General features: G+C 66.9%; 30 protein-coding genes. 28 read left to right on the forward strand and 2 right to left on the reverse strand.

Annotation, left to right across the window (positions count from 1 at the left end; genetic code table 11):
• The first annotated feature begins 24 nt into the window (after positions 1-24).
• The 17 genes from aroQ (at position 25) to ACOGXH_RS05530 (ending at position 17,335) form a co-directional block, all read left to right on the forward strand.
• Positions 25-465 carry a type II 3-dehydroquinate dehydratase gene (gene aroQ, locus ACOGXH_RS05450; protein ID WP_419928104.1) on the forward strand — a complete coding sequence of 147 codons (441 nt, stop codon included), beginning with the start codon at positions 25-27 and terminating at the stop codon, positions 463-465.
• Entirely contained in the window at positions 462-1,577 is a 1,116-nt protein-coding gene (locus ACOGXH_RS05455) for a M24 family metallopeptidase (protein ID WP_419928105.1), read from the forward strand. Before aroQ ends, ACOGXH_RS05455 begins: the two co-directional genes overlap by 4 nt.
• A gap of 65 nt (positions 1,578-1,642) precedes the next feature.
• Positions 1,643-2,206: an elongation factor P gene (gene efp, locus ACOGXH_RS05460; RefSeq protein WP_419928106.1), complete on the forward strand. Its 564-nt coding sequence runs from the start codon at positions 1,643-1,645 to the stop codon at positions 2,204-2,206.
• Between the two features lie 35 nt (positions 2,207-2,241).
• Entirely contained in the window at positions 2,242-2,670 is a 429-nt protein-coding gene (gene nusB / locus ACOGXH_RS05465; RefSeq protein WP_419928107.1) for a transcription antitermination factor NusB, read from the forward strand.
• A 165-nt stretch (positions 2,671-2,835) separates the two neighbouring features.
• Entirely contained in the window at positions 2,836-3,336 is a 501-nt protein-coding gene (gene pyrR / locus ACOGXH_RS05470; protein ID WP_419930324.1) for a bifunctional pyr operon transcriptional regulator/uracil phosphoribosyltransferase PyrR, read from the forward strand.
• Positions 3,333-4,271 carry an aspartate carbamoyltransferase catalytic subunit gene (locus tag ACOGXH_RS05475; protein ID WP_419928108.1) on the forward strand — a complete coding sequence of 313 codons (939 nt, stop codon included), beginning with the start codon at positions 3,333-3,335 and terminating at the stop codon, positions 4,269-4,271. The genes pyrR and ACOGXH_RS05475 overlap by 4 nt, the downstream gene beginning before the upstream one ends.
• Positions 4,268-5,539 (forward strand): dihydroorotase, encoded by a 1,272-nt coding sequence (locus ACOGXH_RS05480; protein ID WP_419928109.1) that lies wholly within the window; start codon positions 4,268-4,270, stop codon positions 5,537-5,539. The genes ACOGXH_RS05475 and ACOGXH_RS05480 overlap by 4 nt, the downstream gene beginning before the upstream one ends.
• Before the next feature lie 43 nt (positions 5,540-5,582).
• The gene (gene carA / locus ACOGXH_RS05485) at positions 5,583-6,776 is read left to right on the forward strand and encodes a glutamine-hydrolyzing carbamoyl-phosphate synthase small subunit (protein ID WP_419928110.1); all 1,194 of its coding nucleotides are present in this window, start codon (positions 5,583-5,585) and stop codon (positions 6,774-6,776) included.
• Positions 6,769-10,107 (forward strand): carbamoyl-phosphate synthase large subunit, encoded by a 3,339-nt coding sequence (carB, locus tag ACOGXH_RS05490; protein ID WP_419928111.1) that lies wholly within the window; start codon positions 6,769-6,771, stop codon positions 10,105-10,107. Before carA ends, carB begins: the two co-directional genes overlap by 8 nt.
• Positions 10,108-10,114: 7 nt before the next feature.
• A complete protein-coding gene (locus ACOGXH_RS05495) occupies positions 10,115-11,053 on the forward strand; it encodes a dihydroorotate dehydrogenase (protein WP_419928112.1) in 939 nt (312 codons plus the stop codon).
• Positions 11,046-11,780, forward strand: coding sequence for an orotidine-5'-phosphate decarboxylase (pyrF, locus tag ACOGXH_RS05500; RefSeq protein WP_419928113.1), 735 nt, complete (start codon positions 11,046-11,048; stop codon positions 11,778-11,780). The genes ACOGXH_RS05495 and pyrF overlap by 8 nt, the downstream gene beginning before the upstream one ends.
• Positions 11,781-11,835: 55 nt before the next feature.
• Positions 11,836-12,153, forward strand: coding sequence for an integration host factor, actinobacterial type (mihF, locus tag ACOGXH_RS05505; protein WP_419928114.1), 318 nt, complete (start codon positions 11,836-11,838; stop codon positions 12,151-12,153).
• Between the two features lie 14 nt (positions 12,154-12,167).
• The gene (locus tag ACOGXH_RS05510) at positions 12,168-12,707 is read left to right on the forward strand and encodes a guanylate kinase (RefSeq protein ID WP_419930325.1); all 540 of its coding nucleotides are present in this window, start codon (positions 12,168-12,170) and stop codon (positions 12,705-12,707) included.
• A gap of 94 nt (positions 12,708-12,801) precedes the next feature.
• Positions 12,802-13,182: a DNA-directed RNA polymerase subunit omega gene (rpoZ, locus tag ACOGXH_RS05515; protein ID WP_419928115.1), complete on the forward strand. Its 381-nt coding sequence runs from the start codon at positions 12,802-12,804 to the stop codon at positions 13,180-13,182.
• A 7-nt stretch (positions 13,183-13,189) separates the two neighbouring features.
• Positions 13,190-14,437, forward strand: coding sequence for a bifunctional phosphopantothenoylcysteine decarboxylase/phosphopantothenate--cysteine ligase CoaBC (gene coaBC, locus ACOGXH_RS05520; protein WP_419928116.1), 1,248 nt, complete (start codon positions 13,190-13,192; stop codon positions 14,435-14,437).
• Complete coding sequence (gene metK, locus ACOGXH_RS05525; RefSeq protein ID WP_419928117.1) at positions 14,434-15,609, forward strand: methionine adenosyltransferase; 1,176 nt, start codon at positions 14,434-14,436, stop codon at positions 15,607-15,609. The genes coaBC and metK overlap by 4 nt, the downstream gene beginning before the upstream one ends.
• A gap of 13 nt (positions 15,610-15,622) precedes the next feature.
• Positions 15,623-17,335 (forward strand): hypothetical protein, encoded by a 1,713-nt coding sequence (locus ACOGXH_RS05530; protein WP_419928118.1) that lies wholly within the window; start codon positions 15,623-15,625, stop codon positions 17,333-17,335.
• On the opposite strand, the gene ACOGXH_RS05535 is transcribed toward ACOGXH_RS05530, so the two are convergent.
• Positions 17,332-17,931 (reverse strand): class I SAM-dependent methyltransferase, encoded by a 600-nt coding sequence (locus tag ACOGXH_RS05535; protein WP_419928119.1) that lies wholly within the window; start codon positions 17,929-17,931, stop codon positions 17,332-17,334. The genes ACOGXH_RS05530 and ACOGXH_RS05535 overlap by 4 nt on opposite strands.
• 22 nt (positions 17,932-17,953) lie before the next feature.
• Here ACOGXH_RS05535 and def point away from each other — a divergent pair, with 22 nt between their 5' ends.
• The 7 genes from def (at position 17,954) to ACOGXH_RS05570 (ending at position 23,366) form a co-directional block, all read left to right on the forward strand.
• Entirely contained in the window at positions 17,954-18,487 is a 534-nt protein-coding gene (gene def / locus ACOGXH_RS05540; protein ID WP_419928120.1) for a peptide deformylase, read from the forward strand.
• A gap of 33 nt (positions 18,488-18,520) precedes the next feature.
• The gene (locus ACOGXH_RS05545) at positions 18,521-19,402 is read left to right on the forward strand and encodes a methionyl-tRNA formyltransferase (protein ID WP_419928121.1); all 882 of its coding nucleotides are present in this window, start codon (positions 18,521-18,523) and stop codon (positions 19,400-19,402) included.
• A complete protein-coding gene (locus tag ACOGXH_RS05550; RefSeq protein ID WP_419928122.1) occupies positions 19,399-20,535 on the forward strand; it encodes a transcription antitermination factor NusB in 1,137 nt (378 codons plus the stop codon). Before ACOGXH_RS05545 ends, ACOGXH_RS05550 begins: the two co-directional genes overlap by 4 nt.
• A 175-nt stretch (positions 20,536-20,710) precedes the next feature.
• Positions 20,711-21,199 (forward strand): MogA/MoaB family molybdenum cofactor biosynthesis protein, encoded by a 489-nt coding sequence (locus tag ACOGXH_RS05555; RefSeq protein ID WP_419928123.1) that lies wholly within the window; start codon positions 20,711-20,713, stop codon positions 21,197-21,199.
• Between the two features lie 41 nt (positions 21,200-21,240).
• Positions 21,241-22,221, forward strand: coding sequence for a bifunctional diaminohydroxyphosphoribosylaminopyrimidine deaminase/5-amino-6-(5-phosphoribosylamino)uracil reductase RibD (gene ribD / locus ACOGXH_RS05560; protein WP_419930326.1), 981 nt, complete (start codon positions 21,241-21,243; stop codon positions 22,219-22,221).
• A gap of 48 nt (positions 22,222-22,269) precedes the next feature.
• Positions 22,270-23,145 (forward strand): ATP phosphoribosyltransferase, encoded by an 876-nt coding sequence (gene hisG, locus ACOGXH_RS05565; protein WP_419928124.1) that lies wholly within the window; start codon positions 22,270-22,272, stop codon positions 23,143-23,145.
• Positions 23,142-23,366, forward strand: a complete 225-nt coding sequence (locus ACOGXH_RS05570) for a cold shock domain-containing protein (protein ID WP_419928125.1) — start codon at positions 23,142-23,144, stop codon at positions 23,364-23,366. Before hisG ends, ACOGXH_RS05570 begins: the two co-directional genes overlap by 4 nt.
• Here ACOGXH_RS05570 and ACOGXH_RS05575 read toward each other — a convergent pair.
• Complete coding sequence (locus ACOGXH_RS05575) at positions 23,363-23,839, reverse strand: DUF1844 domain-containing protein (protein ID WP_419928126.1); 477 nt, start codon at positions 23,837-23,839, stop codon at positions 23,363-23,365. The genes ACOGXH_RS05570 and ACOGXH_RS05575 overlap by 4 nt on opposite strands.
• A 190-nt stretch (positions 23,840-24,029) precedes the next feature.
• Here ACOGXH_RS05575 and infC point away from each other — a divergent pair, with 190 nt between their 5' ends.
• The 4 genes from infC to ACOGXH_RS05595 are packed head-to-tail and all read left to right on the forward strand — an operon-like array spanning position 24,030 to position 25,980.
• Positions 24,030-24,602: a translation initiation factor IF-3 gene (gene infC / locus ACOGXH_RS05580; protein WP_419930327.1), complete on the forward strand. Its 573-nt coding sequence runs from the start codon at positions 24,030-24,032 to the stop codon at positions 24,600-24,602.
• Positions 24,603-24,618: 16 nt separating this feature from the next.
• Positions 24,619-24,813 carry a 50S ribosomal protein L35 gene (rpmI, locus tag ACOGXH_RS05585; protein WP_419928127.1) on the forward strand — a complete coding sequence of 65 codons (195 nt, stop codon included), beginning with the start codon at positions 24,619-24,621 and terminating at the stop codon, positions 24,811-24,813.
• 40 nt (positions 24,814-24,853) lie between these two features.
• Positions 24,854-25,237, forward strand: a complete 384-nt coding sequence (rplT, locus tag ACOGXH_RS05590; RefSeq protein WP_419928128.1) for a 50S ribosomal protein L20 — start codon at positions 24,854-24,856, stop codon at positions 25,235-25,237.
• Between the two features lie 2 nt (positions 25,238-25,239).
• Positions 25,240-25,980, forward strand: a complete 741-nt coding sequence (locus tag ACOGXH_RS05595) for a TrmH family RNA methyltransferase (protein ID WP_419930328.1) — start codon at positions 25,240-25,242, stop codon at positions 25,978-25,980.
• Positions 25,981-26,008 lie beyond the last annotated feature (28 nt).

The raw sequence follows: 26,008 nt of genomic DNA on the forward strand, positions 1-26,008 counted from the left end.
CCCTACCTGTGTGAAGGTGTTGAGATGAGCCAGACGATCCTTCTGCTGTCGGGACCCAACCTGAACCTGCTGGGCGACCGGGAGCCAGAGGTTTACGGCACCGACACCCTCGACGACCACGCGGCCACCGCGGCCGCCACCGCCGAGCGCCACGGGCTGGCCATCGAGCACCACCAGTCCAACGACGAGGCCGCCATTATCGACCATATCCACCAGGCCAGGGGTCGGTGCGCGGCCATCATTATCAACCCCGGTGCCTTCACCCACTACTCCTGGGCCATCCACGACGCCCTCGCCGCCTTCGAGGGACCGGTGGTGGAGCTACACCTGTCCAACCCCAACGCCCGGGAGCCGTGGCGCCACACCTCGGTGGTGAGCCCAGTGGCCACCGGCACCATCGTGGGCTTCGGCGGCCACGGCTACGAGCTGGCCGTCGAGGCGGTGGCCCGCTTGCTGGCCGGATGACGAAGTCAAAAATTCTCCAAGTTCTCGTCCCCATGGATGTGGCTGGGCGGGCCGGTCGGGTCCGGGCTGCGGCAGGCGAAAATCAATGCGATGCCCTGCTAGTGACCAACCTGGTAAATGTCCGCTACCTCACCGGGTTCACCGGTTCGGCCGGACTGGTGTGGCTCGGGCCAAACGAGCTGGTGCTGATAACCGACCGCCGCTACGCCGAGCAGTCCGAGGCGGAAACCAGCCAAGCCGGCGTGGACGTGCGAATCGAGATCACCAACGACGCCCCCAAAGAGCTGCTGGCCGGGGCAGCCGCCGGCGTGGGCCGCATCGGCTTGGAGGCGGCGTCGGTGAGCTGGGCCGATCAGCGCCAGTACGCCGAGTGGTTTGAGGCCGCTGAGCTGGTGCCCACCGCCGGGGTGGTGGAGCGGTGCCGTCAGATCAAAGACGACGGCGAGGTCGACCGCATGGCTGCGGCGGCCGCCATCGCCGACGCCGCGCTGGCCGAAGTCCGCCCCATGTTGGCCGACGGCCCCACCGAGCAAGAGGCGGCTCTTGCCTTGGACACCGCCTTTCGCCGCTTGGGGGCCGAAAAGAGCGCCTTCACCACCATCGTGGCCGGGGGCCCCAACGCTGCCCTGCCCCATATCAGGCCCACCGACCGCCCCATCGGCCCCAACGAGCTGGTGATCCTGGACATGGGCGCGGTGGTGGACGGCTACCGCTCCGACATGACCCGGACTGTCGCGGTGGGCGAGCCCGATCCCGAAGCCCAACGAGTGTTCGACACCGTCAGGGAGGCCCAGCAGCTCGGCGTGGAGCAGGTGGCTCCTGGTGCTCCCATCTCCGATGTGGACAAGGCCTGCCGCACCCGCATCGACGCCGCCGGCTGGGCCGATGCCTTCGTCCACGGCACCGGCCACGGCGTCGGCCTCGACATCCATGAACAGCCCTGGGTGCGGGCCACGGCCACCGAGCCCCTCGAGGTCGGCCAGGTGATTACCGTGGAGCCCGGCGTGTATCTCACCGGATTCTGCGGCGCCCGGGTGGAAGACACCGTGGTGGTAACCGAAAGCGGCCCCCGGCGATTGACCCACTCGCCCAAGACTCTCGCTGTGGCCTGAGGGTCCTGGGGCCGTCATTGCCGTCCGCTGTGGTCAACAGGGACCCTGTGGGCCAGACTTTGCCCATGGCCACGATCACCACCAACGACCTCAAGAACGGCATGACGCTGAGCCTCGACGACGGCCTGTTCAACGTGGTCGAGTTCCAGCACGTGAAGCCGGGAAAGGGCGGGGCGTTCGTGCGCACCACGCTGAAAAACGCCCGCACCGGCGCCGTGCTCGATCGCACCTTCCGGGCTGGGGAGAAGGTGGAGCGGGCCAACATCGACCGCCGGGAAATGCAGTACCTGTATTCCGACGGCGAGAGCTTCGTGTTCATGGACAGCGAGACCTACGAGCAGCTCCATGTGGGCTCCGACGTGCTGGGCGACGCGGTCAACTACCTGGTGGAGAACAACTCGGTGATCCTCGGCATGTTCGGCGCCGAGATCGTGGGAACCGACCTGCCCGCCGCGGTGGAGCTGGATATCGCCCAGACCGAGCCCGGCGTCCAGGGCGACCGGGTGTCGGGGGCCACCAAGCCGGCCACCTGCCAGACCGGACTGGTGGTGCAGGTGCCGCTGTTTTTGAACCCGGGCGAGCGGATCAAGGTGGACACCCGCTCCGGCGAATACATCAGCCGGGCGTGAGGGTCTCGGCGGTCTAGACGCCTCTTCGGCAACCCATGAGCTCGCCCGATCCGCTCGTCTCAGGATCCCAGCGCCGCCAAGTGAGGGAGCGGGCCTTGGGCCTGCTCTATGAGGCCGAGGCCAAGACCATAGACATGGCTGAGCTGCTGGCCGACCTAGAGCTGCCCCTCGACCCCTACGCCCACACGCTGGTCACCGGGGCCGCCGAGCACCAAAGCGACATCGACGCCCGCCTAGAGGAGCTATCCGAGAACTGGCCGGTGGCCCGGATGCCTGCGCTCGACAGAGCCATTCTGCGCTTGGCCAGCTTCGAGCTGGCCCACAGCACCGACATCTCAGTGGCGGTGATCATCAACGAGGCGGTAGAGCTGGCCCACGAGTACTCCACCCCCGCATCCGCCGGGTTCATCAACGGCCTGTTATCGCAGGTTGCTACATCAGTTCGTCCCGCGCCCGACGAATAGAAATACCATCCCCGAACTTCGCGTCGGCAGGTGTATAGTGCTCTGAGCACCCGTGAAGTGGGTCCGGCGAGGCCCATACGGACATGGAGGAAATCGAGTTTGGCTGAACGCGAGCGCCGGCGAACGCCCCCCTACGGGGGCGTTTTCTCTGCCCGAACCCGGGTGATGGAAGCCGAGGACATCAAGCGGGCGACCTGGCGAATGGCTCACGAGATCATCGAGCGCAATCACGGCCTCGACGGTGTGGTGATTGTGGGCTTGCAGACTGGCGGGGTGTGGCTGGCCGAGGACATCGCCGGTGCCCTGTATGAGATCGAAGGAGTCAAGCCTGCGCTGGGGACCCTGGACGTGGCATTCCACCGCGACGACATCGGGCTGAGGCCCCTGTTGCCGGAGGCGCCCACCGATATCCCGTTCAACCTCGACGGTCAAGCGGTGGTGATCGTGGACGACGTGCTGTATACCGGCCGCACGATTCGGGCCGCACTGGATGCGCTGAACACCTATGGGAGGCCACGGACCGTGCAGCTAGCGGTGATGGTGGACCGGGGCCACCGGGAGCTGCCGATCCGCCCCGACTTTGTGGGCAAGAACCTGCCCACCCGCCGCGACGAGATGGTGGACGCCCACCGAGACGGCGTCGACCTCGGAGAGATCGTCAAATGAAGCACCTCTTGTCGATCAACGATTTGGGCGCCGAGGGCATCGAAGAAGTGTGCCGGTTGGCCGACCACTTCACCGAGGTATCGCAGCGGCCTATTCCCAAGGTTCCCGCCCTTCGGGGCAAAACGGTGGCCATGCTGTTCTACGAGGACTCCACCCGAACCCGGCTCTCCTTCGAGGTAGCCGCCCGGCGCCTTTCAGCCGACGTGATGGGGTTCAGCGTGTCGGCCTCGTCGGTGAACAAGGGCGAGTCGGTGCGCGACACCGTGGCCACCGTCTCGGCCATGGGGCCTGACGCCTTAGTGGTGCGCCATCGCTCAGCCGGGGTTCCCCAGCAGACCGCGGCGTGGACCCATGCCAGCGTGATCAACGCCGGTGACGGCTGGCATGAGCATCCCACCCAGGCGCTGCTCGACTGCTACACCATCCGCGACCGGCTCGGCTCGGTGGCCGGTCGGCGCATCGTGATCCTGGGCGACATCAAGCACTCCCGGGTGGCCCGCTCCTGTGTGATGGCGTTCACTTCGCTGGGGGCCAAGGTCACGCTGGTGGCCCCTCCTACGCTTCTGCCCCCCGCGGTGGACTCGTGGCCGGTGGACGTCAGCTTCAGCCTCGATCCCGTGCTCAGCGACTGCGATGTGGTGTACGGGCTGCGGGTGCAAAATGAACGCCAGTCCGAGGCTTTGCTGCCGTCGTTGCGGGAGTACACCGCCCAGTGGGGGCTAACCGTGGATCGGGCGGCCCGGCTGCCCGCAGGGGCGCTGGTTATGCATCCCGGCCCGGTGAACCGGGGGGTGGAGATCGCCCCTGAGGTGCTGGACCAGCCCAATGCCACCCTCAATGAGCAGGTGCGCCACGGGGTGGCGGTTCGAATGGCCGTGCTCTATCTCCTGTTGGCCGCCGACCCCGACCGTCAACCTGAAGGCGAAGCCTCATGATCACAGTGATCAAAGGCGGCTTGGTTGTCGACCAGACTGGAGAGCGCACCGCCGACGTGGTGGTGGACGACGGCCGGATTGCGGCCGTCGGCCCCGATCTGTCGGGCGATGAGGTTCTGGACGCATCGGACTGCGTGGTGGCTCCTGGCTTTGTGGATCTGCACGCCCACCTGCGCCAGCCCGGCGCCGAAGAGGCCGAGACCATCGAAACTGGGAGCTGGGCCGCGGTCCGGGGCGGGTTCAGCGCGGTGGTGGCCATGCCCAACACCAACCCGCCCATTGACTGCGCCGCCGTCGTGCAAGAAGTGCTGGCCCTGGGGGCCAAGGCGCCCTGTGATGTGTACACCTCAGGGGCTATCACCGTGGGGCGCAAAGGGGACCAGTTGGCCCCCATGGCCGAGATGGCCGAGCTGGGGGTGCGGCTGTTCACCGACGACGGCAACGGGGTCCAAGAAGCCGGGCTCATGCGCCGGGCCATGGAGTACGCCGCTGGTTTGGGGGTGATATTGGCCCAGCACTGCGAAGTGGACTCCATGGCCGCCGGGGGTCACATGCACGAGGGGGAGTGGTCGAGCCGGCTGGGCATTCCCGGCGTGCCCGCCGAGGCCGAGGAGCTCATGGTCATGCGGGACATCGCCCTCAGCCGATTTACCGGCGCTCCCGTCCATTTCCAGCACCTGTCCACCCGGGGTTCCATCGCCATGGTGCGGGCTGCCCGCCAAGCCGGGGTGGAGGTGACCGCCGAGGCGGCTACCCACCATTTCACCCTCACCGACGATGCCTGTGCCTCCTACGACCCGGTGTTCAAGGTCAACCCGCCCCTGCGCCCGGCCGATGATCGAGATGCGGTGCGCGAGGGCTTGGCCGATGGAGCGGTGGATGCCATCGCCACCGACCACGCCCCCCATTCCCCCGACGCCAAGGAGATGCCTTTCGACCAGGCGCCGCCGGGGATGCTCGGCCTGGAGACGGCCCTGGCCTTGGCGCTGACCGAGTTGGATTTGCCCATCGCCGAGGTAGTGGGGCTGCTGAGCTGGCGACCGGCGGCCATTGCCGGATTGAAGGGGATTCACGGCGGGCCGATCGAGTCCGGTGCTCCTGCCAATCTGTGCGTGTTCGATCCGCAAGAGACTTGGACCGTCGACCCCTACGACCTGGCCAGCCGCTCCCGCAACACCCCCTATGCCGGGCGCCAAGTTCGCGGCCGGGTGCGCCACACCATTGTGGGAGGGCGGGCGGTGCTCGTTGACCAGGAGATGCGGCCATGATCCATTGGCCGGGCTTCGCCTTGATTGCGTCGGAGATGAACTCATGATCCGCGAGGCGGCGCTGGTGCTCAGCGACGGGGAGGTGTTCGAGGGCGAGGCCATTGGCGCGGAGCCTCCCGGTGGTATCACCTCCGGCGAGGTGGTGTTCAACACCGTGCTCACCGGCTATCAGGAGGTGATCACCGATCCGTCTTACGCCGGGCAGATCATCACCTTCACCTACCCCCACATCGGCAACTACGGCGTCGCGCCGGCTGATCACGAGAGCCGCCGACCGTTCTGCCGCGGCGTGATCGTGCGGGACATGGCCCGCCGCCGCTCCAACTGGCGCTCCACCGATGACTTGGAGGCCTTTTTGGCAGCCCAGGGCATCGCCGGCCTCGCCGGGGTTGACACCCGGCGGCTCACCACCCACATCCGCGACGCCGGGGCCATGCCCGGCGCCTTCGGCACCGCCGCAGAGTCCGATCTGCGGGCGGCGGCCGCGGCCGAGCCCGGCACCGACGGGGTGGACTTGGTGGCCACCGTGACCCGTTCCGAGTCGGAGCACTTCACCAGCACCCGAGACGACGGCCGCCCGCCCCACCGGGTGGTGGCCCTGGACTTCGGGCTCAAGGCCACCATCGTGCACCACCTGCGGACCATCGCCCATGTGGAGGTTGTACCCGCCAGCACCTCAGCGGCGGACGTCTTAGCCCGGGAGCCCGACGGGGTGTTCTTGTCCAACGGTCCCGGCGATCCCGACGCGGTGGCCGGCGCGGTGGACACCATTACGGGACTTGTGGGCGAGGTACCGATCTTCGGCATCTGCCTGGGCCACCAGCTCTTGGCCTCGGCGCTGGGCGGGGAGACCTATAAGCTCCCCTTCGGCCACCACGGCGGTAACCACCCTGTGCGCAACCTGGCCACCGGAGCGGTGGAGATCACCAGCCAGAACCACAACTTCTGCGTGGCTGACAGCTCCATACCTGGTGCCGACATCACCCACATCAACCTCAACGACCACACCGTGGAGGGCCTGCGCTGTCGAGACCTGCCCGCGTTCAGCGTCCAGTACCACCCCGAAGCCGGCCCCGGCCCCCACGACTCCCGCTACCTCTTTGTTCAATTCGACGAATTGATGGTGGGGCAACAGAGGGCGGGGGGTGGCGCCGGAGGCGGACCTGGCGCACGCGAAGCACGCCAGGCCGCCGTAGAGCGACAGGACCCGCCGTCCGGAGGATCAGAAGATGCCTAGGCGGACCGACATCGAGTCGATCCTGCTCATCGGGTCGGGCCCCATCGTGATCGGCCAAGCCTGCGAGTTCGACTACTCCGGCACCCAGGCCTGCCGGGTGCTGCGTGACGAGGGCTACCGGGTGGTGCTGGCCAACTCCAATCCGGCCACGATCATGACCGACCCCGAGTTCGCCGACGCCACCTATGTGGAGCCCCTCAGCCTCGAGGTGCTCACCAGTATCATCCAGCGGGAGCAGCCCGACGTGCTGCTACCTACCCTGGGTGGGCAGACCGCGCTGAACCTGGCCATGGAGCTCATCGAGTCGGGGGTGGTGGACAAGTATGGGGTGGAGGTGATCGGCGCCGACCAGACCGCCATTTCCACGGCCGAGGACCGGGCCAAGTTCCGCCAGGCCATGATCGACATCGGGTTGCCCGTGCCCCCCTCGGCCACCGCCCACACCCTGGAAGAGGCGATGGAGGTCATGGAGCGCATCGGGCTTCCCGTGATCATCCGCCCGGCCTACATCCTGGGCGGAACCGGCACCGGCATCGCCCACACCCCTGAACAGGGGCGGGAGATGTGCGCCCGCGGCCTGGCCGCCAGCCCGATCAGCGAGATCCTCATCGAGCAGTCGATCGCGGGCTGGAAGGAGTACGAGCTGGAGGTGATGCGCGACCGGGCCGACAACTGCGTAGTGGTGTGCACCATCGAGAACCTCGACCCCATGGGGGTCCACACCGGCGATTCCATCACCGTGGCCCCGGCCCAGACCCTGTCGGATGTGGAGTACCAGGCGCTGCGGGACGCCGCATTCGATTGCATTCGCCGGGTAGGGGTGGAAACCGGCGGCTCCAACATCCAGTTCGCGGTGAACCCCGACAACGGCGAGTTTGTGATCATCGAGATGAACCCGAGGGTGTCGCGCTCATCGGCGCTGGCCTCCAAGGCCACCGGGTTTCCCATTGCCAAGATCGCCGCCCGCCTGGCGGTGGGCTACACCCTCGATGAGATTCCCAACGACATCACCGAGAAGACCCCGGCGTGCTTCGAGCCGGTCATCGACTACGTGGTCACCAAGGTGCCCCGGTGGGCGTTTGAGAAGTTCCCCGGGGTGTCGGGGGTTCTCAACACCCAGATGCAGTCGGTGGGGGAGGTCATGTCCATCGCCCGCACCTTCACCGAGTCGCTGCAAAAGGGGCTGCGCTCGCTGGAGCTGGGCCGCTACGGCCTGAACGCCGACCCGGCCGAGGCCGCCTACGACTCCCTAAGCGACGAGGAGCTCTTGGCCGCCGCCGCGGTGGCAACCCCGGAGCGGATCTTCCAGCTTGAGGCCCTGCTGCGGCGGGGACTCACGGTGGCGGATCTGTTCGAGGCCACCAAGGTGGACCCTTGGTTCTGCGATCAGATCCTCCAGATCACCGAGGAGCGGGCCGCGCTGGAAGAGTGCGGATTCGAGGCCATGACCCCCCGGGTGTGGAAGAGGGCCAAGCAGTTCGGCTTCTCCGACCAGCAACTCGGATATCTCTGGAACATGCCGGCCGCTGAGGTTCGGGCGGCCCGCATCGGCGCGGGGGTGGAGGCGACGTTCAAGACGGTGGACACCTGCTCGGCCGAGTTTGAGGCCGAGACCCCGTACCACTACTCCACCTATGAGGACGTGGGCGAGGTGGCCCCCTCGGATCGGGCCAAGGTCATCATCTTGGGGTCGGGTCCCAACCGGATCGGCCAGGGAATCGAGTTCGACTACTGCTGTGTCCACGCCTGCTTTGCGCTGTCCGAGGCTGGCTACGAGACCATCATGGTCAACTGCAACCCCGAGACGGTGTCCACCGACTACGACACCAGCGACCGACTGTATTTCGAGCCCCTCACCGAGGAGGACGTCCTCAATGTGATCGACGCCGAGATGGCGTCGTCTCAGGCCGCGGGCGGACCCGGCATTGCCGGAATCGTGGTGTCGCTCGGCGGGCAGACCCCGCTGAAGCTGGCCAGCGTCCTGCCCAACGGCTTGGTGGTGGGCACCAGCCCCAACAGCATCGACCTGGCCGAGGATCGGGAGCGCTGGAATGCCCTGTGCGCCCGCCTCGACATCCCCCAGCCGGCCGGGGGCACCGCAGCCACGGTGGAGGAGGCCCTGGCGGTGGCCGACCGCATCGGCTACCCCGTGCTGGTGCGGCCCTCCTATGTGCTGGGCGGCCGGGCCATGGTCATCGTCTACACCGACGACGACCTGGCCGAGGCCATGGCCGAGATGGCCGCCTCCGGCTCTTTGGGCCGCGAGGGCGGGCTGTCGGCGGAGCGGCCCGTGCTGATCGACCGCTTCTTGGAGGACGCCACCGAGGTAGACGTGGACGCCATCCGGGACATGACCGGCGAAGTTCTCATCGGCGGAGTGATGGAGCATGTGGAGGAGGCCGGGGTCCACTCCGGCGACAGCGCGTGCATGCTGCCGCCGATTCACCTCTCCGAGGCCACGGTGGCCCTGTTGGAGCGCTATGTGAAGGACATCGCCCACGCCCTGGATGTGGTGGGGCTCATCAACGTGCAGTTCGCGGTCAAGCGATTCGGCATCGGGGCGGCCGACCAGGTGTTCGTGTTGGAGGCCAACCCCCGGGCGTCGCGCACGGTGCCGTTTGTGGCCAAGGCCACCGGCGTGCCCCTGGTCAAGGTGGCTACCCGGGTCATGATGGGCGCCAGCCTGGCCGATCTGCGCCAGGAGGGGCTGCTGGGGCGCCGGGCCAACGGCGACCACATATCGGTCAAGGAGGCCGTGCTGCCGTTCAACAAGTTCCCCGAGGCCGACGCCATCTTGGGCCCGGAGATGAAGTCCACCGGCGAGGTTATGGGCATCGACCTGCGCCCCGGACTGGCCTTCGCCAAGAGCCAAATCGCCGCGGGAGCTCCGCTGCCCGCCAGCGGCACTGTGTTGATGTCGCTGGCCGACCGGGACAAGGCCGCCGGGGTGGAGATGGCCCGGGGCTTCACCGGGCTGGGCCTGGCCATTGCGGCCACATCCGGCACTGCTACTGCGCTGTCCGAAGCCGGTGTGCCGGTGGCCGAGGTGGTGGCCAAAGTCGGCGAGAAGGGCACCAACGTGGTGGAGCTGATCGACGAGGGGCGAGTGCAGTTGGTGGTCAACACCCCGAGGGGGCGGGGATCGCGGGCCGATGGCGACCACATCCGCCGGGCAGCTAGCCGCAATCGGGTGCCGCTCTTGACCACCGCCTCGGCCGGATTGGCGGCCGCCGACGGCATGGTCGACTGGGCCCGCCACCAACTGCGGGTTCGGACCCTCCAGGAATACCACCGCGGGGTGACCAGCGATCAGCTGGCTTTCGAGCTGTGAGCCTCTAATGGCCAGGGGTCGGAAACCGGAGCTGGACACCACCGTCGGCTCGGTTAAGTTGCCCAACCCGGTGATGACCGCCTCGGGCACGGTGGGCCACGGCGCCGAATTAGCCCGCTACCTCGACTACTCGGCGCTGGGCGCGGTGGTGGTGAAATCGCTGGCCCCCTTTGAGTGGCCGGGCAACCCCCCGCCTCGGGTCCACCCGGTGCCGGCGGGAATGATCAACAGCGTTGGCCTACAAGGTCCTGGCCTGCCCCGATGGCTGGCCGAGGAGCTGCCGGTGCTGGCCGACACCGGCGCTCGGGTGGTGGTGTCAATTTGGGGGCGCACTTTGGACGAATTCGCCGCTGCCTCCGACTTGTTGGCGGCGGCCGACCGCTCGGCGATGGACGCGGTGGTGGCGGTGGAGGTCAATGTTTCCTGTCCCAACCTGGAGGATCGGGGCCGCATGTTCTCCCACTCGGCGGCCATGGCCAATGCCGCGCTGGCAGCCACCGCCTCCTGCGGCTTGCCCCGGTGGGCCAAGCTCAGCGCCACCGGCGATCTGGTGGACGTTGCTGCCGCCGCAGTGGAGGGCGGGGCCGCGGCTCTCACACTCGTGAACACGCTTTTGGGCATGGTGATAGACACCGAGGCCCGCAAACCCCTGCTGGGCGCGGGCGGGGGAGGGGTGTCGGGCCGGGCGATCGGGCCGGTGGCGGTGCGGGCGGTTTACGACGTGTACGCCGCACTGCCCGACGTGCCCATCGTGGGCGTTGGCGGCATCGCCTCGGGCGCCGATGCGGTGGAGATGTTGATGGCCGGCGCCCAAGCGGTGCAGGTGGGCACCGCCACATTCGCCGACCCCCGGGCCCCGGCCCAAGTCCTGCGGGAACTGGCCCGCTGGTGTGCCTCCCACGGCGTGAGCCGACTGGACGAGCTGATAGGAGCAGCCCATGAATGATGCCGGACCCCGCAGGCACGATCCTCGGTTAGCCATTGCCCTGGACGTGGACCATCTGGACCTGGCCTGTTTGATGGCCGACGCGGTTCGCCCTTGGATGGGGGTGGCCAAGGTGGGCTTCGAGCTGTTCTCCACCGCTGGTCCGACGGCGATTACCGCCATGGTGGATCGGGGTTTCGAGGTGTTCGCCGACCTCAAGTTCCACGACATCCCCAACACGGTGAACCGTGCCGCGGCCCAAGTGGGCCGAGCCGGAGCCCGCTGGCTGACCGTGCATGCCGTTGGGGGTCCCGACGTGCTGCGAGCCGGAGTGGAAGGGCTGGCTGAGGGCAGCGGCGGGACGGCCCAGGTGCTGGGGGTGACGATTCTGACCAGCGATGCCGACCGGTCCCGGGAGGTGCTCGAAGAGCGGGTGGCGCTGGCCCGCGACACCGGCTGTGGCGGGGTGATCTGCTCGGCGGCCGACATCGGAGTGGTCAAGGAGGTGGCACCGGAGCTGAAGCGGGTGGTGCCCGGCATCCGCCTCCCCGACTCGAGCCACGACGATCAGGCCTCGGTGGCCACCCCAGCGTCCGCCATCGAGGCAGGCGCCTCCATCCTGGTTATCGGCCGGACCGTGACCTCACCGGTGCAAGGCATGACCGTCGATTCAGTGCACCTGGTCCAGGCGCTGGTCGATTTGGCTGACCGGGCCCAACTGGTGGGCACCAGCATCAACCATCTCTAGCCACAAATTCCACAGTATCCCCAACAAGACTTGCAGTTGAAACTACAATGGTGTAATGGCAGGACCCCCACAACTAACTGCAGAACAGCGCCAGGCAGCGTTGGCCAAGGCTGGAGAGGTGCGTCGCAAGCGCGCCGAAGTCAAGGCCATGCTGAAGATGAGGTCGATTTCGCTTTCCGACCTGCTGGAACAAGCGAAAACCGACGAAGTGGTCGCCGGCACCAAGGTGCTTGCCGTCCTGGAGTCCCTTCCGGGTATGGGCAAGGTACGGGCCCGCAGGATGATGGACGAGATCGGCATTGCCGACAGTCGTCGCATCCGCGGGTTGGGCGATCAGCAACGAGCCTCGTTGCTGGCGCGCTGCGGCAACTAGATCAGCCTCTGATAATCGTTCTTTCCGGCCCCGGCGGGGTCGGCAAGGGGACGATCGCGGCTGCCCTGGTTGCCGCGGACCCCAAACTGTGGCTTAGTCGCTCGTGGACGACACGCGCGCGTCGTCGAGGTGAGCCGGAAATCGCCTATGTGTTTGCCGATGAGGCCGAGTTCCGGGCCAAGATCGCCGACGGTGGATTCGTGGAGTGGGCGGAGATCGCCGGCAATCTCTACGGAACGCCCCAGCCTGATCCGCCGGCAGGCCGCGATGTGCTCCTAGAAATCGATGTCCAAGGCGCGGCCCAAGTGCGGGAGAGCCATCCCGAGGCCCTGTGCATCTTTGTCGAGGCACCCTCGGCCGCGGAGCAGGAATCCCGCCTGCGAGGCCGGGGCGACTCCGAGAGCCATATCGCTAAACGGATGGCTCTGGCTGACTCGGAGCGAATCAAGGCGTACGAGCTCAACGCCATCCACGTAGTGAACGACAGCCTCGACGAAGCGGTGGCCGCCATAGGCGCTCTGATCGAAGAAGCCCGCTTGGACAATGCCGATTAAGTCAGCCTGTGCTGATATCATTGGCCTGCTCTCCCCAGACTTGTGGGAAGAAGGCTGCACCCAATAGAAGGCACGCAAGAAAAGGCCTGTACTGATGTCTGAACAGCACGACACCATGATGTATCCGACCATCGAGGAGCTCTTGGGGCGCACCGACTCCAAGTTCCGTTTGGTGACGCTGGGAGCGCTGCGGGCCTGTCAGATCAACTCCTATTTCGGCCAGTTGGGTGAGGGCTTGGGTGCGATGGTTCCGCCCCAGGTGCTGACCATGTCGCGCAAGCCCCTGTCCATTGCCTTCGAGGAGATTGCGTCCGACAAGATCATCGCCACCGATCCTCCCGAAATCACCGAAGAGGCGCTTCTGGCCGACGCCATGATCCCCACCGGCGAAGCCAGCCTGGAACAATCCGATCTGGAGCAAGCTGATCCGGACGACGCTGGTCCAGACGAGGCCGATCTGGACTCAGCGTCCTGACAAAACCATGAAATCGCTCGCCGGCAAGCGAATCGTGCTCGGCGTCAGCGGGGGGATCGCGGCGTACAAGGCAATCGAGCTATGCCGTCGGCTGGTGGACGCCGGGGCCCACGTCGTCCCGGTCTTGACCAAGGGCGCCACCCGGTTTGTGGGCCGGGCCACCTTTGATGCGTTGGCCTCTGAGCGCACCCAGATGAGCCTCTTCGAGGAGGACGACCCCATTCCCCACACCACGCTGGGTCAAACGGCCGACTGCATAGTCGTAGCCCCGGCCACCGCCCGGGTAATTGGCGCCTACGCCGCTGGCATCAGCTCCGACCTGCTTACCGCCACCCTTATAGCCACTCGGTCTCCGGTGGTGATCTGCCCGGCGATGCACACTGAGATGTGGGAGCACCCGGCGGTGGCCGACAACATCGCCACCCTGATTGAGCGGGGTGTTCACATCGTGGGGCCGGAATCGGGCCGCCTAGCGGGAGGCGACGAGGGTGCTGGACGCTTGAGCTCGCCGGCCGACATCGTGGACGCGGTGATCCGGGCGGTCGGCGCCGCCAGCGAGCGCCAAGATATGGACGGCCTGTCGGTGGTGGTCACCGCCGGGGGCACTCGAGAGCCCATCGACCCGGTGCGCTTTATCGGAAACCACTCCTCGGGCAAGCAGGGCTACGCCTTTGCCGACGAGGCGGCCGGTCGGGGGGCCGAGGTGACCATCGTCTCCACTGTGGATCGCCCTGTTCCTTCGGGCGCGGCTATGGTGCCAGGGATAACAGTGTTGAGAGTCGACACCGCCGAGGAGATGGCTGAGGCCACCGCGGAGGCGGCGGCTGAGGCCGATGTGGTGATTATGGCAGCAGCGGTGGCCGATTTCCGCCCGGTGGACCCGGCCGGAGTGAAGCTAAAGAAGCGAGATGGGGTTCCGGCCATCGAACTGGAGCCCACCCCAGACATCTTGGCCGCGCTGGGGGCGTCCAAGCCTGAGGGCCAGATCCTGGTGGGATTTGCCGCTGAGACCTGCGATGTGGCTGACAACGCCGCCGCAAAGCTGAACGGCAAGGGGGCCGACTACATCGTGGCCAACGATGTGACGGCAGAAAACGCCGGCTTTGCCTACGACACCAACGAGGTGCTGGTGCTAGCTTCTGACGGCCGAATCCACCCGGTAGGGCTGCGTTCCAAGCGCCAGGTGGCCCAAGCCGTGCTCGACCTCGTGGTGGCCGATCGAGACGCCCGAGCCAGCAATCAGGAGAATCAATGAGCCAAGGGTCAAATGGCCGACACCGCTTCACTTCTGAATCGGTCACCGGCGGCCATCCCGACAAGATCGCCGATCAGATTTCCGACGGGGTGCTGGATGCCCTGCTAGCCGTGGACATCGGCAGCCGGGTGGCGTGTGAGACCTTGGTGACCACCGGACTGGTGGTGGTGGCCGGAGAGATCTCCACCGACGGCTACATCGATATTCCCCGGGTGGTGCGCGACACCATCACCGGGATCGGGTATGACCGAGAGGACTACGGCTTCGACGGCAACACCTGCGGGGTGATGGTGTCAATCGATGACCAGTCTCCCGACATCGCCCAGGGTGTGGACCGGCTCGACCCGCTGGAGCAGGGGGCCGGTGACCAGGGGATGATGTTCGGCTTTGCCTGCGATGAGACCCCCGAGCTGATGCCATTGCCCATCCACATCGCCCACCGCATGGTGGAGCGCCTGACCGAGGTCCGACGGTCGGGGTGTGTGCCCTACCTGAGGCCCGATGGCAAGAGCCAGGTGACGTTCGAGTATGAGGGGACCCAGGCGGTGGGGCTGAGTGCCGTGCTGATTTCGGCCCACCACCGTGACGGAACCGATCTCAGCGAAATGAAGGAAGACCTCAAAGAGCAGGTCATCGACCCGGTGGTTCCCGAGCAGTTCCGCGACGACGACTTCGACGTGCTGGTCAATCCCACCGGGAAGTTCGTGAGGGGTGGACCGGTGGCCGACGCCGGGCTGACCGGGCGCAAGATCATCGTGGACACCTACGGGGGCATGGCCCGCCACGGCGGCGGTGCATTTTCGGGCAAGGATCCCAGCAAGGTGGACCGCTCGGCCGCCTACGCCGCCCGCTGGGTGGCCAAGAATGTGGTGGCCTCTGGCGCCGCATCCCGCTGTGAGGTGCAGGTGTCGTATGCCATCGGCATCGCCCGCCCCATGTCGGTGATGGTGGAGACCTTTGGCACCGAGATGGTGGACCCGGCCAAGATCAGCCACCAGGTGAATGAGATCTTCGATCTGCGTCCCGCGGCCATCATCCGGGATTTGGAGCTGCTGCGGCCGATCTACCGGAACACGGCGGCGTACGGCCACTTCGGACGCAGTCCCGACAGCATCTTCACCTGGGAGCGCACCGATCGGGTTGACGACCTCCGCTCCGCCCTGGGTCTGTAGCAGCCTTGGGCTTTTGAACGTTCGGGTTCTGACCGACGTCTTAGCCATAGATCGCGAGTTCACCTACACCGTCCCCGAGGGCTGGGCCGACGATCCCCGGTTCGGGGTGGGGACCATGGTGCGAGTGGTGCTGCACGGTCGCCGGGTGGGGGGCTGGATCACCGAAGTGGGCGTGGAGGCTCCCGAAGAGGTGGAGCTCACCCCGCTGGCCAAGCTCAGCAGCGTGGGGCCGGGACGGGAGCTGATGGATCTGAGCGAGTGGGCGGCCTGGCGCTGGGCTGGTCGGCGGGCCCACTTCTTGCGGACTGCCTCGCCTCAACGGGTTGTGGCTGGCTTGCCTCGGCCCCAGCGTTCCCGGATGGTGCCCTCGGGGGACTACGCCGATCACTTTGAAGGCGAGGGTCGTACTCTGCGCCAGGGGCCCTCCGACGATCCCTTGCCAATCGCCCTAGCCGCCGCCTCCCGAGGCCAAGCGCTGATCCTGGTGCCCGATCACGGCCGGGCCGATGATCTGGCCAGGCGGTTGGGACGAGAGGGGGCGTGGGCAGTGCGATACCCCGATGGATGGGACGCGGCCGCGGCGGGGGCCACCGTGGTGGGCACCTTGTCGGCGGCGTGGGCGCCGGCCCCTGATCTGGCCGCTGTGCTGGTGGTAGACGAGCACGACGAGTCGTACCGCTCAGAGTCGGCCCCCACGTGGAGCGGCCGTGACGTGGCCGTCGAGAGGGCCCGTAGAGCTGGCGTGCCCTGTGTACTGCTGTCGCCGGTGCCCTCATTGGAGGCGCTGAGGTCTCGGCCGGTGATGCGCCCTTCTCGGGGCACCGAGCGGGACAGCTGGCCGCAGGTGGAGGTGGTGGACCGCCGCGGCGAGGATCCGGGGCGCGCCGGCCTGTACTCCCCGGAGCTGGTGCGGGCCCTGCGAGACGGAGGTCGGGCGGCCTGCGTTCTGAACCGCCGGGGCCGGGCGCTGCTGCTGGCCTGCCATTTGTGCGGCGAACTCGCCGTTTGCACCGAGTGCAATGCCCCCATGCGCCAGACCGAGGACAAGCAGCTGCGGTGTCGGGCGGGAGACCACGTTCGCCCCCTGGTGTGTGCCGAGTGCGGCAGCACCAAGATGCGCAACCTCCGGGCCGGGGTGAAGCGGGTTCGCGAGGAGATTGAGGCGCTGATTCGCACCCCGGTGGCTGAGGCCACCGGCAGCGGCTATGACGGTCCTCCCACCGCCCGAGTGGTGGTGGGTACCGAGGCGGTGCTGCATTTGGGCCGACCGTTCGACACGGTGGCCTTCTTGGAATTCGACCAAGAATTGCTGGCCCCCCGATTCCGAGCCCGGGAGCAGGCGCTGGCTCTCATTGCCCGAGCGGCCCGCATCACCGGTCCCCGTGATGCTGGCGGCAAGATCGTGCTGCAAACCCGCCTGCCCGACGACCCCGCGGTAACCGCGGCTCTCCAGGCTGATCCGGCCCAGTTGGCTCGCGCTGAGCGAGACCGCCGCCAAGAATTGGGCCTGCCTCCCTACGGGGCCATCGCCGTGGTGTCCGGGCCGGTGGCGGGGGATTACATGGAGCGCTTCGGCACGCCTTTGGGAGTTCAGATCGCCCCCGACCCCAGTGGGCAGTATTTCTTGCGGGCCCCCGACTACGACACCCTTTGCGACGCCCTCGCCTCAGCGGAGCGCCCCAGCGGCCGACTCCGCATAGACGTCGACCCCATCAGAGCGATTTAGCTGCTCCCAACCTCAAGGATTCGGTAGCCGCGGCGGGAACTGAGCCGGGTGGTGGGCCAGCGCTGTTGGTTGAGCCAGCGGGCCAGGGAGTCGGAGCCCAGGTTCTTGTTGACCACCAGGTAGGCCCGGCCGTCAGCGGCAAGCCGGCCCAGCCAAGTCGCCAGCACCTCGTGGAGGGCGGCTTTGCCGATGCGGATGGGCGGGTTGGAGTAGATGGCGGCAAAGCACACGTCGGGCGGCACGTCGTCGGGAAGGCACACCACGGCGTCTGGGCGGCCATGGCGGTCGAGGTTGGCCCGGCACAGTTCCAGAGCCCGGGGGTTCACGTCAACAGCCCACAGCGGGTCCTGGGGCGCCCACTGGCTCAGCGCAACTGCGATAGGGCCATAACCGCAGCCCAGGTCTAGCAAAGCGCCGTTTTGGGGCGGACGGGGCGCTTCGGCCAGCAGATATCGTGTGCCGAAGTCCAGCTCATCGGGGGAGAACACCCCCCGGTCGGTGGCCAGCTCCAAATCCAGATCTCCGACCCGCAAGCCGACGGTTCCCGGCCGCCGTTTCCCGCCCGGTGAGGCGCTGAAGTAATGCGAATCGCCCACGGTTTGACGGTAACCTGAAACGATGGCCCCACTGCGGATACGGGTGTATGGCGACCCGGTATTGAGGCGCGTGGCCGAAGACGTAACCGACATCGACGGCGCCATGGCCGAACTGTGCCAGGACATGCTTACCGCCATGTACGAGGCGCCCGGCATCGGTTTGGCTGCTCCCCAGGTGGGGGTGTCGCAGCGGTTCTTCGTGTACGACTTCGGCGAGGGGGCCGGTGTGCTGGTCAACCCCGAGATCACCGAGAGCGACGGCGAGTGGACCTACAACGAGGGCTGCCTGTCTGTGCCGGAACTGTCGTGGGAGATCGTCCGCCCCCGCAGCATCCACCTGAAGGGCTATGACCTGGACGGCAACGAGGTCAGCCTTGAGGCCGAGGACCTTGAGGCTCGGCTGTTTCAGCACGAGCTTGACCACTTAGCGGGCAAGATGCTGCTCGACTACCTGGACGAGGATCAGCGCCGGGAGGCCAAGCGCATCCTCCGCCAGCGTGCGATGGGCGGGCCGAGTAGTCCCCCCGCTAGTGGCGACGGGCTGTCGCTGCCGTGATGGCGCGGTTGCGGTAGGTGGGACGGAATTGCCGTGATCGACCCGCCGGTGGACATTCGCCGGCTTGTTTACCTCGGCACTCCTGAGGAGTCGGTGCCGTTTCTGGAGGCACTGGATGGGGCCGGATTCGAGGTGGCTCTTGCGGTGACCCGGCCCGACAAGCGGCGGGGGCGACGGGCCGATCCCACTCCCAGCCCGGTGAAGGCCGCGGCTTTGGACCTGGGCATTCCGGTTTCATTCGCGGTGGACGATGTGTTGGACGCCGACGCCGACCTGGGGGTGGTGGTGGCCTTCGGCCAGATCATCAAGCCCCACGTTCTGCACCGGCTGGCCATGGTCAATGTTCATTTCTCACTGTTGCCCCGCTGGCGGGGGGCGGCTCCGGTGGATCGGGCTATCCTGGCCGGCGACCAGACCACCGGAGTGTGCCTGATGGAGGTGGCCGAGGGTCTCGATACCGGCCGGGTCTATCGCAGGGTCGAAGTGCCCATTGCCCCTGAGGCCACTGCGACGACGTTGCGGGCTGATCTGGTGGACGCCGCGGTTCCAATGCTGGTCAGCGCCCTGCGCGACGGCCTGGGCCCGCCCGATCCCCAGCAGGGCGAGCCGGTGTACGCGGCCAAGGTCACCCGAGACGAGCTGCGCCTCGACTGGGCGAGCTCGGCGGAGGCATTGCATCGGCAAGTCCGGGTGGGCGGGGCGTGGACAACGTGGAGGGGCAAGACCCTGAAGATCTGGTCGGCTGACCCAGTCGACGGTTCCCAATCGTCCGGGGAGCTCGACGGACCTGTCGTAGGCACTGGCGACGGACAACTCCGTCTGGTGGAGGTTCAGGCCGAGGGCAAGTCGCGCCAACCCGCCGAGGACTGGCTCCGGGGTGCTCGCCCGACGCCGGGCGACCGGCTCGGATCGTGAGCCGTTCCCGGCCGGGCGGGGCGACGGGGAACTCCCGAGCCGTCGCCGCCCAGCTCCTCGACCGAATCGAGGGCGACGGGGCCTTTGCCAACTTGGTGTTGGCCTCGGCCAAGTTGCCGGAACGCGATGCCGGGCTCATCACCGAGCTGGTCTACGGGGTGACCCGCATGCGTCGGGCCTTGGACCACCTCATCGACGCCTTCGTGTCGGAGCCGCCTGATCTCACAACCCGAAATCTGCTGCGTGTCGGGGCCTATCAGCTCCACATGTTGGACACCCCGGCCTATGCCGCGGTGAGCGAGACCGTTGAAGCCGCCCCTAGACGCCAACGGGGATTCGTCAACGCCGTCTTGCGCCGGGTGGGTGAGCTAGAGCCAGTGTGGCCCACTGAGGCGGTCCAGCTGAGCTATCCGGATTGGATGGTGGCACGGCTGGAGCATGATCTCGGGGCTGATGATGCCCACGCGGCATTAGAGCAGATGAACCGCCCGGCTCAGGTGTCCACCCGGCCCGACGGCTATGTCCAAGACCTCGCGTCGCAATGGGTGGCGGAGTTGGTCGACCCCCAGCCGGGGGAGCGGGTGCTGGACATGTGCGCTGGCCCCGGTGGCAAGTCCACCGCATTGGCTGGGAGTGATGCGACCGTGGTGGCGGCTGACTATCGACGGCATCGGGCCTCTTTGGTGGCGGCCAACGCCGCCAAGACCGGTGCTTCCCTAGCGGGAGTGGTGGCCGCCAACGGCTTCCGGTCGCCGTTTCGCCCCGGGACTTTCGACCGAGTGCTGGTTGACGCCCCCTGTTCGGGCCTGGGCGTGCTGGGGCGGCGGGCCGACGCCCGTTGGCGAGTAGAACCCGACGATGGGGAGGAGCTGGCCCGCCTCCAGGCCGAGTTGGTCGGAGCCGCGTTCGGCCTGGTCCGCCCTGGGGGAGTGGTGATCTACAGCGTCTGCACGATGACCCGGCCCGAGACGGTGGCCATCGACGAATTTGTGGCCCAAGAGCACCCCGATGTCGTGGCTGTCGTCATTGACGACCATCGCTGGCGCTCCCATGGCCGCGGTGCCCTCGTCCTCCCCCAAGACCACAGCACCGACGGCATGTTTGCTGTCATATACAAAACCCCTGGAGGGTAGTGGTCCGTCTGTGAATTGGCAGGCGCGGATCGCGACGGCAGCGGCGTTCCTCGCAAGGCGCACCGACGTAGCCATACCCGGAGCGTACGGCAAGGAGGAGCAACGCCGCGAGGGGCGTCGATGCCTAGCAGGACGCCCTGACCAATTCATAGACGGACCACTAGTGTGACCGGCAATGGCTGATCTTGAAACGGCGGGCTTGGCCGCCAAAGTGTTGACCGTGTCGGACGGCGTGATTGCCGGCACCCGCCAAGACGGCTCGGGCGACGCCTTGGTGGAGATGCTCACCGGCGAGGGCTACGACATCGCCGACCGCCGGGCGGTCGAGGACGGGGTTGAGTCGGTACGCGATGCCTTGCTGGACATGTCCGAGGGATTCGCCGGTCTCGTCGTCACCACCGGGGGGACTGGATTCGGCCCTCGGGATCTCACCCCTGAGGGCACCGCCGCCGTGTTGGAGCGCCGGGCCGACGGCTTGGCCGAGGCATCCCGGCTGGTGAGCCCGTTCGGGCGCTTGTCCCGGGCCATCGCCGGCACCAGGGGCACGGCGCTGATCGTGAACTTGCCCGGCTCGCCCAAGGGCTCGGTGGAGTGCCTGGGTGCGGTGCTCGACGTGATTCCCCACGCCTTGCGCCTGCTGGCCGACCAGCCCACCGAGCATTGACGGCCACTCACGGCGACCAGGCAATCCGCAGCGGTCGCATGATGGATCTGGCCTTGGAGGCGGCCCGGTCCTGTCGGTTGGTCACATCTCCCAATCCGTGGGTGGGATGTGTGATCGATACCGGTGAGAATCAGTTCTTGGGGTCCACGTCACCACCGGGTGGCAATCACGCCGAGGTCAACGCCTTGGAGGCCGCCGGATCGAGAGCCGAAGGGGCCGACCTCTACACCACCCTGGAGCCGTGCGACCACCAAGGCCGCACCGGGCCGTGTACCGAGGCCATTGTCGCCGCGGGGGTGGCCCGGGTGGTGATTGCCGTTGAGGACCCCGATCCTGCGGTGTCGGGCCGGGGCATCGCTGCGTTCCGAGAAGCCGGGATTGAGGTGGAGGTGGGCGTGCGGGCCGATGAGGCTGCTGATCTGCTGGCTCCGTACCTGAAGCACCGCCGAACCGGGCTTCCCTGGGTGGTGCTGAAGCTGGCCGCCACCCTGGATGGCCGCATTGCCGCTCCCGATGCCTCCAGCCGCTGGATTACCGGCCCCGAGGCCCGGGCCGACGTCCACCGGCTCCGAGCCGAGAGCGACGCGGTGCTGGTGGGGGCGGGCACCGTCCGGGCCGACGACCCTGCGCTGACGGTGCGCGACTGGCAGCCGCCCTCTGGTGTCGCTCCCCGCGCCGGCCAGCCGCTGCGGGTGGTGCTTGGCACTGCCCCGCCCGATGCCCAGGTTCACCCTGCGCTGGAGATGGACGGGCCGTTGGAGCAGGTGTTGGGGGATTTGGGGGAGCGGGGAGTAGTGCAGCTCCTGGTTGAGGGGGGCGCAGCCACCGCGGCCGCTTTCCACCGAGCCGGCTTGGTGGACCACTACGCCGTGTATCTGGCTCCCGCCCTGTTTGGGGGCGACGACGGTCGTCCCATGTTGGCCGGCCCCGGTGCTTCCACCATCGATGACCTGTGGCGAGGCCAGATCACCGAGGTCGTCCGGCTAGGCCCGGACCTGAGGATTGATCTCCGGCCCGAATAGCCGGTATTGATCGCAGACCGACAGTCGGCGACCGGTAGCGTTGGAGTCATGCTTTCGTTGGTTTTGCCCAAAGGATCGCTGGAAAAGGCGACTTTGGAGCTCTTCGACGCCGCCGACATTCCCGTCAATCGCAGTTCCGATGTGGCCTACAGGGCGACGATCAACGACCCCCGCATCGATCAAGTCCGCATCCTGCGGCCCCAGGAGATTCCCCGCTATGTGGCCGACGGGCTGTTCGACTTGGGCATCACCGGGCGGGACTGGGTGGCCGAGACCGGCAGCGACGTGGTGTCTCTGGGCCAGCTCCAGTACTCCAAGAACACCTCCCGGCCTATTCGGATGGTGCTGGCGGTGCCGGACGACTCGCCTTGGAATGCCGCTGAGGATCTGCCCCAGGGGGTGAAGATCTCCAGCGAGTATCCCGCTCTGACCAAGCGGTTCTTCGACGATTTGGGCATCGAGGCTGACATCGCGCTGTCGTATGGGGCCACCGAGGCCAAGGTCCCCGACATCGTGGATGCGGTGGTGGAGATCACCGAGACCGGGCGGGCGCTGCGGGCCGCCGGCCTCAAGATCATCCACACCATCCTCACCTCCTACACCGAGCTGATCGCCAACCCGGCCAGCCACGCCGACCCCGAGCGCCGCCACGCCATGGAGCAGATCCACACCCTTTTGGGCGGGGTGCTGGAGGCCAGGGGCAAGGTGCTGGTCAAGATGAACGTGCCGTCGGCCAGCCTGGACAAGGTGATCGACCTGCTGCCGTCCATGAAGGCGCCCACCGTTAACGAGCTGTTCGGGGGCCACGGCTACGCCGTGGAGACGGTGGTGCCCAAGGTTGACATCAATGTTCTGATCCCCGAACTGCGAGACGCGGGGGCCAGCGACATCATCGAGCTCCCGCTGGCCAAGATCGTCCATTGAGTCTGACTGGACTCAGGGCCCCGCTCACCGGCAGGGTTGCGAGCTTCGACGAGGCCACCGGCTGGGGAGTGATCGCGGTTGACGGCGGCATCGAATACCCGTTCCACTGCACCGCCATTGCCGACGGGACCCGCGCCATCGAGGTGGGAGCCGCGGTGACCTTCCAGCTGATGCCGGGCCACCGCGGCCAATGGGAGGCGGCTGGGATTACTCCCCGCTAGTCCTCAGATCCGTCTTCCCTGGACTCGCCGGCATCTTCGCCTCCCTGTTCGGCCTGCTCGACCGCCCGAGACACCTGCACGAACGCCATGCGGATCTGATGGAGGGCGTCTTTGAGGGTGGCTTCGTGCTCGCCGAGGCGGCCTTCCAGCCCTTCAACCAGCTCCCCGAGGGCGTCAATGGCCAAGCGGGCCTCTTCTAAATTGGGCGGCTGCTGGCTGAGGTGGATGGCCCCTAGCTCATACAGCCCCATGGCGTGGTTGCCCACCACCACCGAGGCCGGGGTGTTGGCAATCTGCTCACGGGCCTCGGCCAGCTGCTGGGCCATCTCCTCGGCTTGTGCCCGCTCTTCATCGCTCAGCCCGGCCAGCGGGTCTTCGGCCTCGTTTGGCGCGCCTTGAGGCGGAGGGCTTGTCGACCGATCTCGGCCGTCGTCAACCGGCACCTCGCCGCCGGGAGTCCACAGTGTGCTCATTTCTTTCTTCGGCTCCTTTTTGCCTCGTCTGGCGTGATTGTCCCCCAACGCTGATACTGTTACCCCGCAACTCCGGCACGCAAACGGGACCGAATAGTTCCCAGCGTGCCAGTCCCAAAAGTCGAGAGAGAGGATTATGCGCATTGCAGAGCGGTGATCGGCCATAGCTACGGCAGATGCTGAGCCCCGGATCAACGACCGGATCAGAGCCAGAGAGGTACGGCTCGTTGGTGAGGATGGCCAGCAGATAGGAATTACCCTGCTGCCGGACGCATTGGATATGGCCCGTGATGCCGGCCTGGACCTGGTGGAGGTGGCTGACAAGGCGAATCCACCGGTGTGCCGGATCATGGACTACGGCAAGTACAAGTACGAAGCCGCCCAACGGGCCAAGGAGTCCCGGCGAAACAGCACCAACATCATTGTCAAGGAGATGAAATACCGGCCCAAGATCGGACCGGGAGATTTCGGAACCAAGACACGGAAGGTGCGGAGCTTTCTCGAAGAAGGCTACAAAGTAAAGGTCACGATCATGTTCCGCGGCCGCGAGGTGCAGCATCCCGAATTGGGGCGGCGCATTCTCGACGACATCTCCGACGAGGTGGAAGATGTGGCCAAGGTCGAGGTTTATCCCCGGCTGGACGGTCGCAACATGGTCATGGTGCTGGGACCGGTGAAGATGAAGAAGAAGCCCCGTAAGCCGACCGCCCGGGAAGCCCGCCAAGCGGCCGAAGAACCCGCCGCAACCGATACTGCAAACTGAAGCGCAGGAAACCCACATGCCCAAGATGAAGACCCACCGTGGCGCGGCCAAGCGGTTCAAGACCACTGGCACCGGCAAGATCCGCCGCCGCAGCGCCTACAAGAACCACATCCTCGAGAAGAAGGCCCCCAAGCGCAAGCGCCAGCTGCGCGGCCCGGCCCAGGTGTCGTCTGCCGACGCCCCGGCAGTCAAGCGCCAGCTGGGCCTGTAGGGCCTGATAGCACGAGCACGAGTCCAAGGAGAGTCACACGATGGCCAGAGTCAAGCGCGCCGTCACCGCCCGCAAACGCCGTCGGGCGGTGGTGAAGCGGGCCAAGGGGTATTACGGCAACAAGAGCCGCACATTCCGGGGTGCCAATGAGCAGCTGATGCACAGCGGCCAGTACGCCTTCCGGGATCGCCGAGCCCGCAAGGGTGAGTTCCGCCGTCTGTGGATCCAGCGCATCAACGCCGCTTGCCGCCAGAACGGCACCAACTACAGCCGGTTCATCAACGGCCTGAAGCTGGCCGAAGTCGAAGTCGACCGCAAGATCCTGGCTGAAATGGCCGTGAACGATCCAGCGGCATTCACTGCACTAGTCGAGGTGGCCAAGGCTGCGTCCGAGGCGGAGCAAGAGTCCGCCTCGGTGGGGTAGCACTGAACCTCAGCGCCAAAAACCCCCGAGTAGCGGAACTTCGCCGCCTCGTTCGCAACCGTCGAGAGCGCACCGAGGCTGGCAAATTCGTCATCGACGGGCCGCGGCTGCTGATCGAGGCGCTGGATGCCGGTGTTGAGCTCGTGGACGTGTTCGTGGAACCGGTGATCGATCTGTGGGCCGACCTGGGAGTCTCAGTGAATGCACCCACCTGGACCGTAGGCGACGGTGTGCTGGCCAAGGTTGGCTCGGTGGTCACGCCCCAGGGAGTCATGGCCACCGCCCGTATTCCCGAGCCTGCGCCGGTGGCCCACGGCGACTTCATCGTTGAACTGGCCGGGGTGGCCGACCCCGGCAACGCGGGGACCATCGTCCGCAGCGCAGCGGCCGCCGGGGCCCAAGCGGTGGTGTTCAGCCCCGAATCAGTGGATCCCTGGAACCCCAAGACCGTCCGGGCGTCGGCTGGCGCGCTGTTTCAGATTCCATTGGCCGTGGGTTCGTCGGTGGGGGAGCGCATCGGCGCCCATCCCCACCAGGGCGAGCTCTGCGACGAGGCTGACCTCACCGGTCCCCTCACCCTGGTGGTGGGCAACGAAGCCCACGGCCTCGACCAGGCCACAGCCATAGACCGCTGGGTGTCCATCCCCATGGCCGCCTCGGTCGAATCCCTCAATGTCGCTTCGGCCGCCGCAGTCCTCTGCTTCGAAATCGCCCGCCAACGTCGCAATCACCGAATATATTAGTACACTAGTGTACTAGTTGACTAATACG

Source organism: Candidatus Poriferisocius sp. (assembly GCF_965208355.1).
GTDB lineage: Bacteria > Actinomycetota > Acidimicrobiia > Acidimicrobiales > Bin134 > Poriferisocius.

Bases quoted from the DNA above. Each gene is read 5' to 3' on its own strand.
- aroQ (WP_419928104.1), top strand. From the start codon at position 25: ATGAGCCAGACGATCCTTCTGCTGTCGGGACCCAACCTGAACCTGCTG.
- ACOGXH_RS05455 (WP_419928105.1), top strand. From the start codon at position 462: ATGACGAAGTCAAAAATTCTCCAAGTTCTCGTCCCCATGGATGTGGCT.
- efp (WP_419928106.1), top strand. From the start codon at position 1,643: ATGGCCACGATCACCACCAACGACCTCAAGAACGGCATGACGCTGAGC.
- nusB (WP_419928107.1), top strand. From the start codon at position 2,242: ATGAGCTCGCCCGATCCGCTCGTCTCAGGATCCCAGCGCCGCCAAGTG.
- pyrR (WP_419930324.1), top strand. From the start codon at position 2,836: ATGGAAGCCGAGGACATCAAGCGGGCGACCTGGCGAATGGCTCACGAG.
- ACOGXH_RS05475 (WP_419928108.1), top strand. From the start codon at position 3,333: ATGAAGCACCTCTTGTCGATCAACGATTTGGGCGCCGAGGGCATCGAA.
- ACOGXH_RS05480 (WP_419928109.1), top strand. From the start codon at position 4,268: ATGATCACAGTGATCAAAGGCGGCTTGGTTGTCGACCAGACTGGAGAG.
- carA (WP_419928110.1), top strand. From the start codon at position 5,583: ATGATCCGCGAGGCGGCGCTGGTGCTCAGCGACGGGGAGGTGTTCGAG.
- carB (WP_419928111.1), top strand. From the start codon at position 6,769: ATGCCTAGGCGGACCGACATCGAGTCGATCCTGCTCATCGGGTCGGGC.
- ACOGXH_RS05495 (WP_419928112.1), top strand. From the start codon at position 10,115: ATGGCCAGGGGTCGGAAACCGGAGCTGGACACCACCGTCGGCTCGGTT.
- pyrF (WP_419928113.1), top strand. From the start codon at position 11,046: ATGAATGATGCCGGACCCCGCAGGCACGATCCTCGGTTAGCCATTGCC.
- mihF (WP_419928114.1), top strand. From the start codon at position 11,836: ATGGCAGGACCCCCACAACTAACTGCAGAACAGCGCCAGGCAGCGTTG.
- rpoZ (WP_419928115.1), top strand. From the start codon at position 12,802: ATGTCTGAACAGCACGACACCATGATGTATCCGACCATCGAGGAGCTC.
- coaBC (WP_419928116.1), top strand. From the start codon at position 13,190: ATGAAATCGCTCGCCGGCAAGCGAATCGTGCTCGGCGTCAGCGGGGGG.
- metK (WP_419928117.1), top strand. From the start codon at position 14,434: ATGAGCCAAGGGTCAAATGGCCGACACCGCTTCACTTCTGAATCGGTC.
- def (WP_419928120.1), top strand. From the start codon at position 17,954: ATGGCCCCACTGCGGATACGGGTGTATGGCGACCCGGTATTGAGGCGC.
- ACOGXH_RS05555 (WP_419928123.1), top strand. From the start codon at position 20,711: ATGGCTGATCTTGAAACGGCGGGCTTGGCCGCCAAAGTGTTGACCGTG.
- ribD (WP_419930326.1), top strand. From the start codon at position 21,241: ATGGATCTGGCCTTGGAGGCGGCCCGGTCCTGTCGGTTGGTCACATCT.
- hisG (WP_419928124.1), top strand. From the start codon at position 22,270: ATGCTTTCGTTGGTTTTGCCCAAAGGATCGCTGGAAAAGGCGACTTTG.
- ACOGXH_RS05575 (WP_419928126.1), bottom strand. From the start codon at position 23,839: ATGAGCACACTGTGGACTCCCGGCGGCGAGGTGCCGGTTGACGACGGC.
- rpmI (WP_419928127.1), top strand. From the start codon at position 24,619: ATGCCCAAGATGAAGACCCACCGTGGCGCGGCCAAGCGGTTCAAGACC.
- rplT (WP_419928128.1), top strand. From the start codon at position 24,854: ATGGCCAGAGTCAAGCGCGCCGTCACCGCCCGCAAACGCCGTCGGGCG.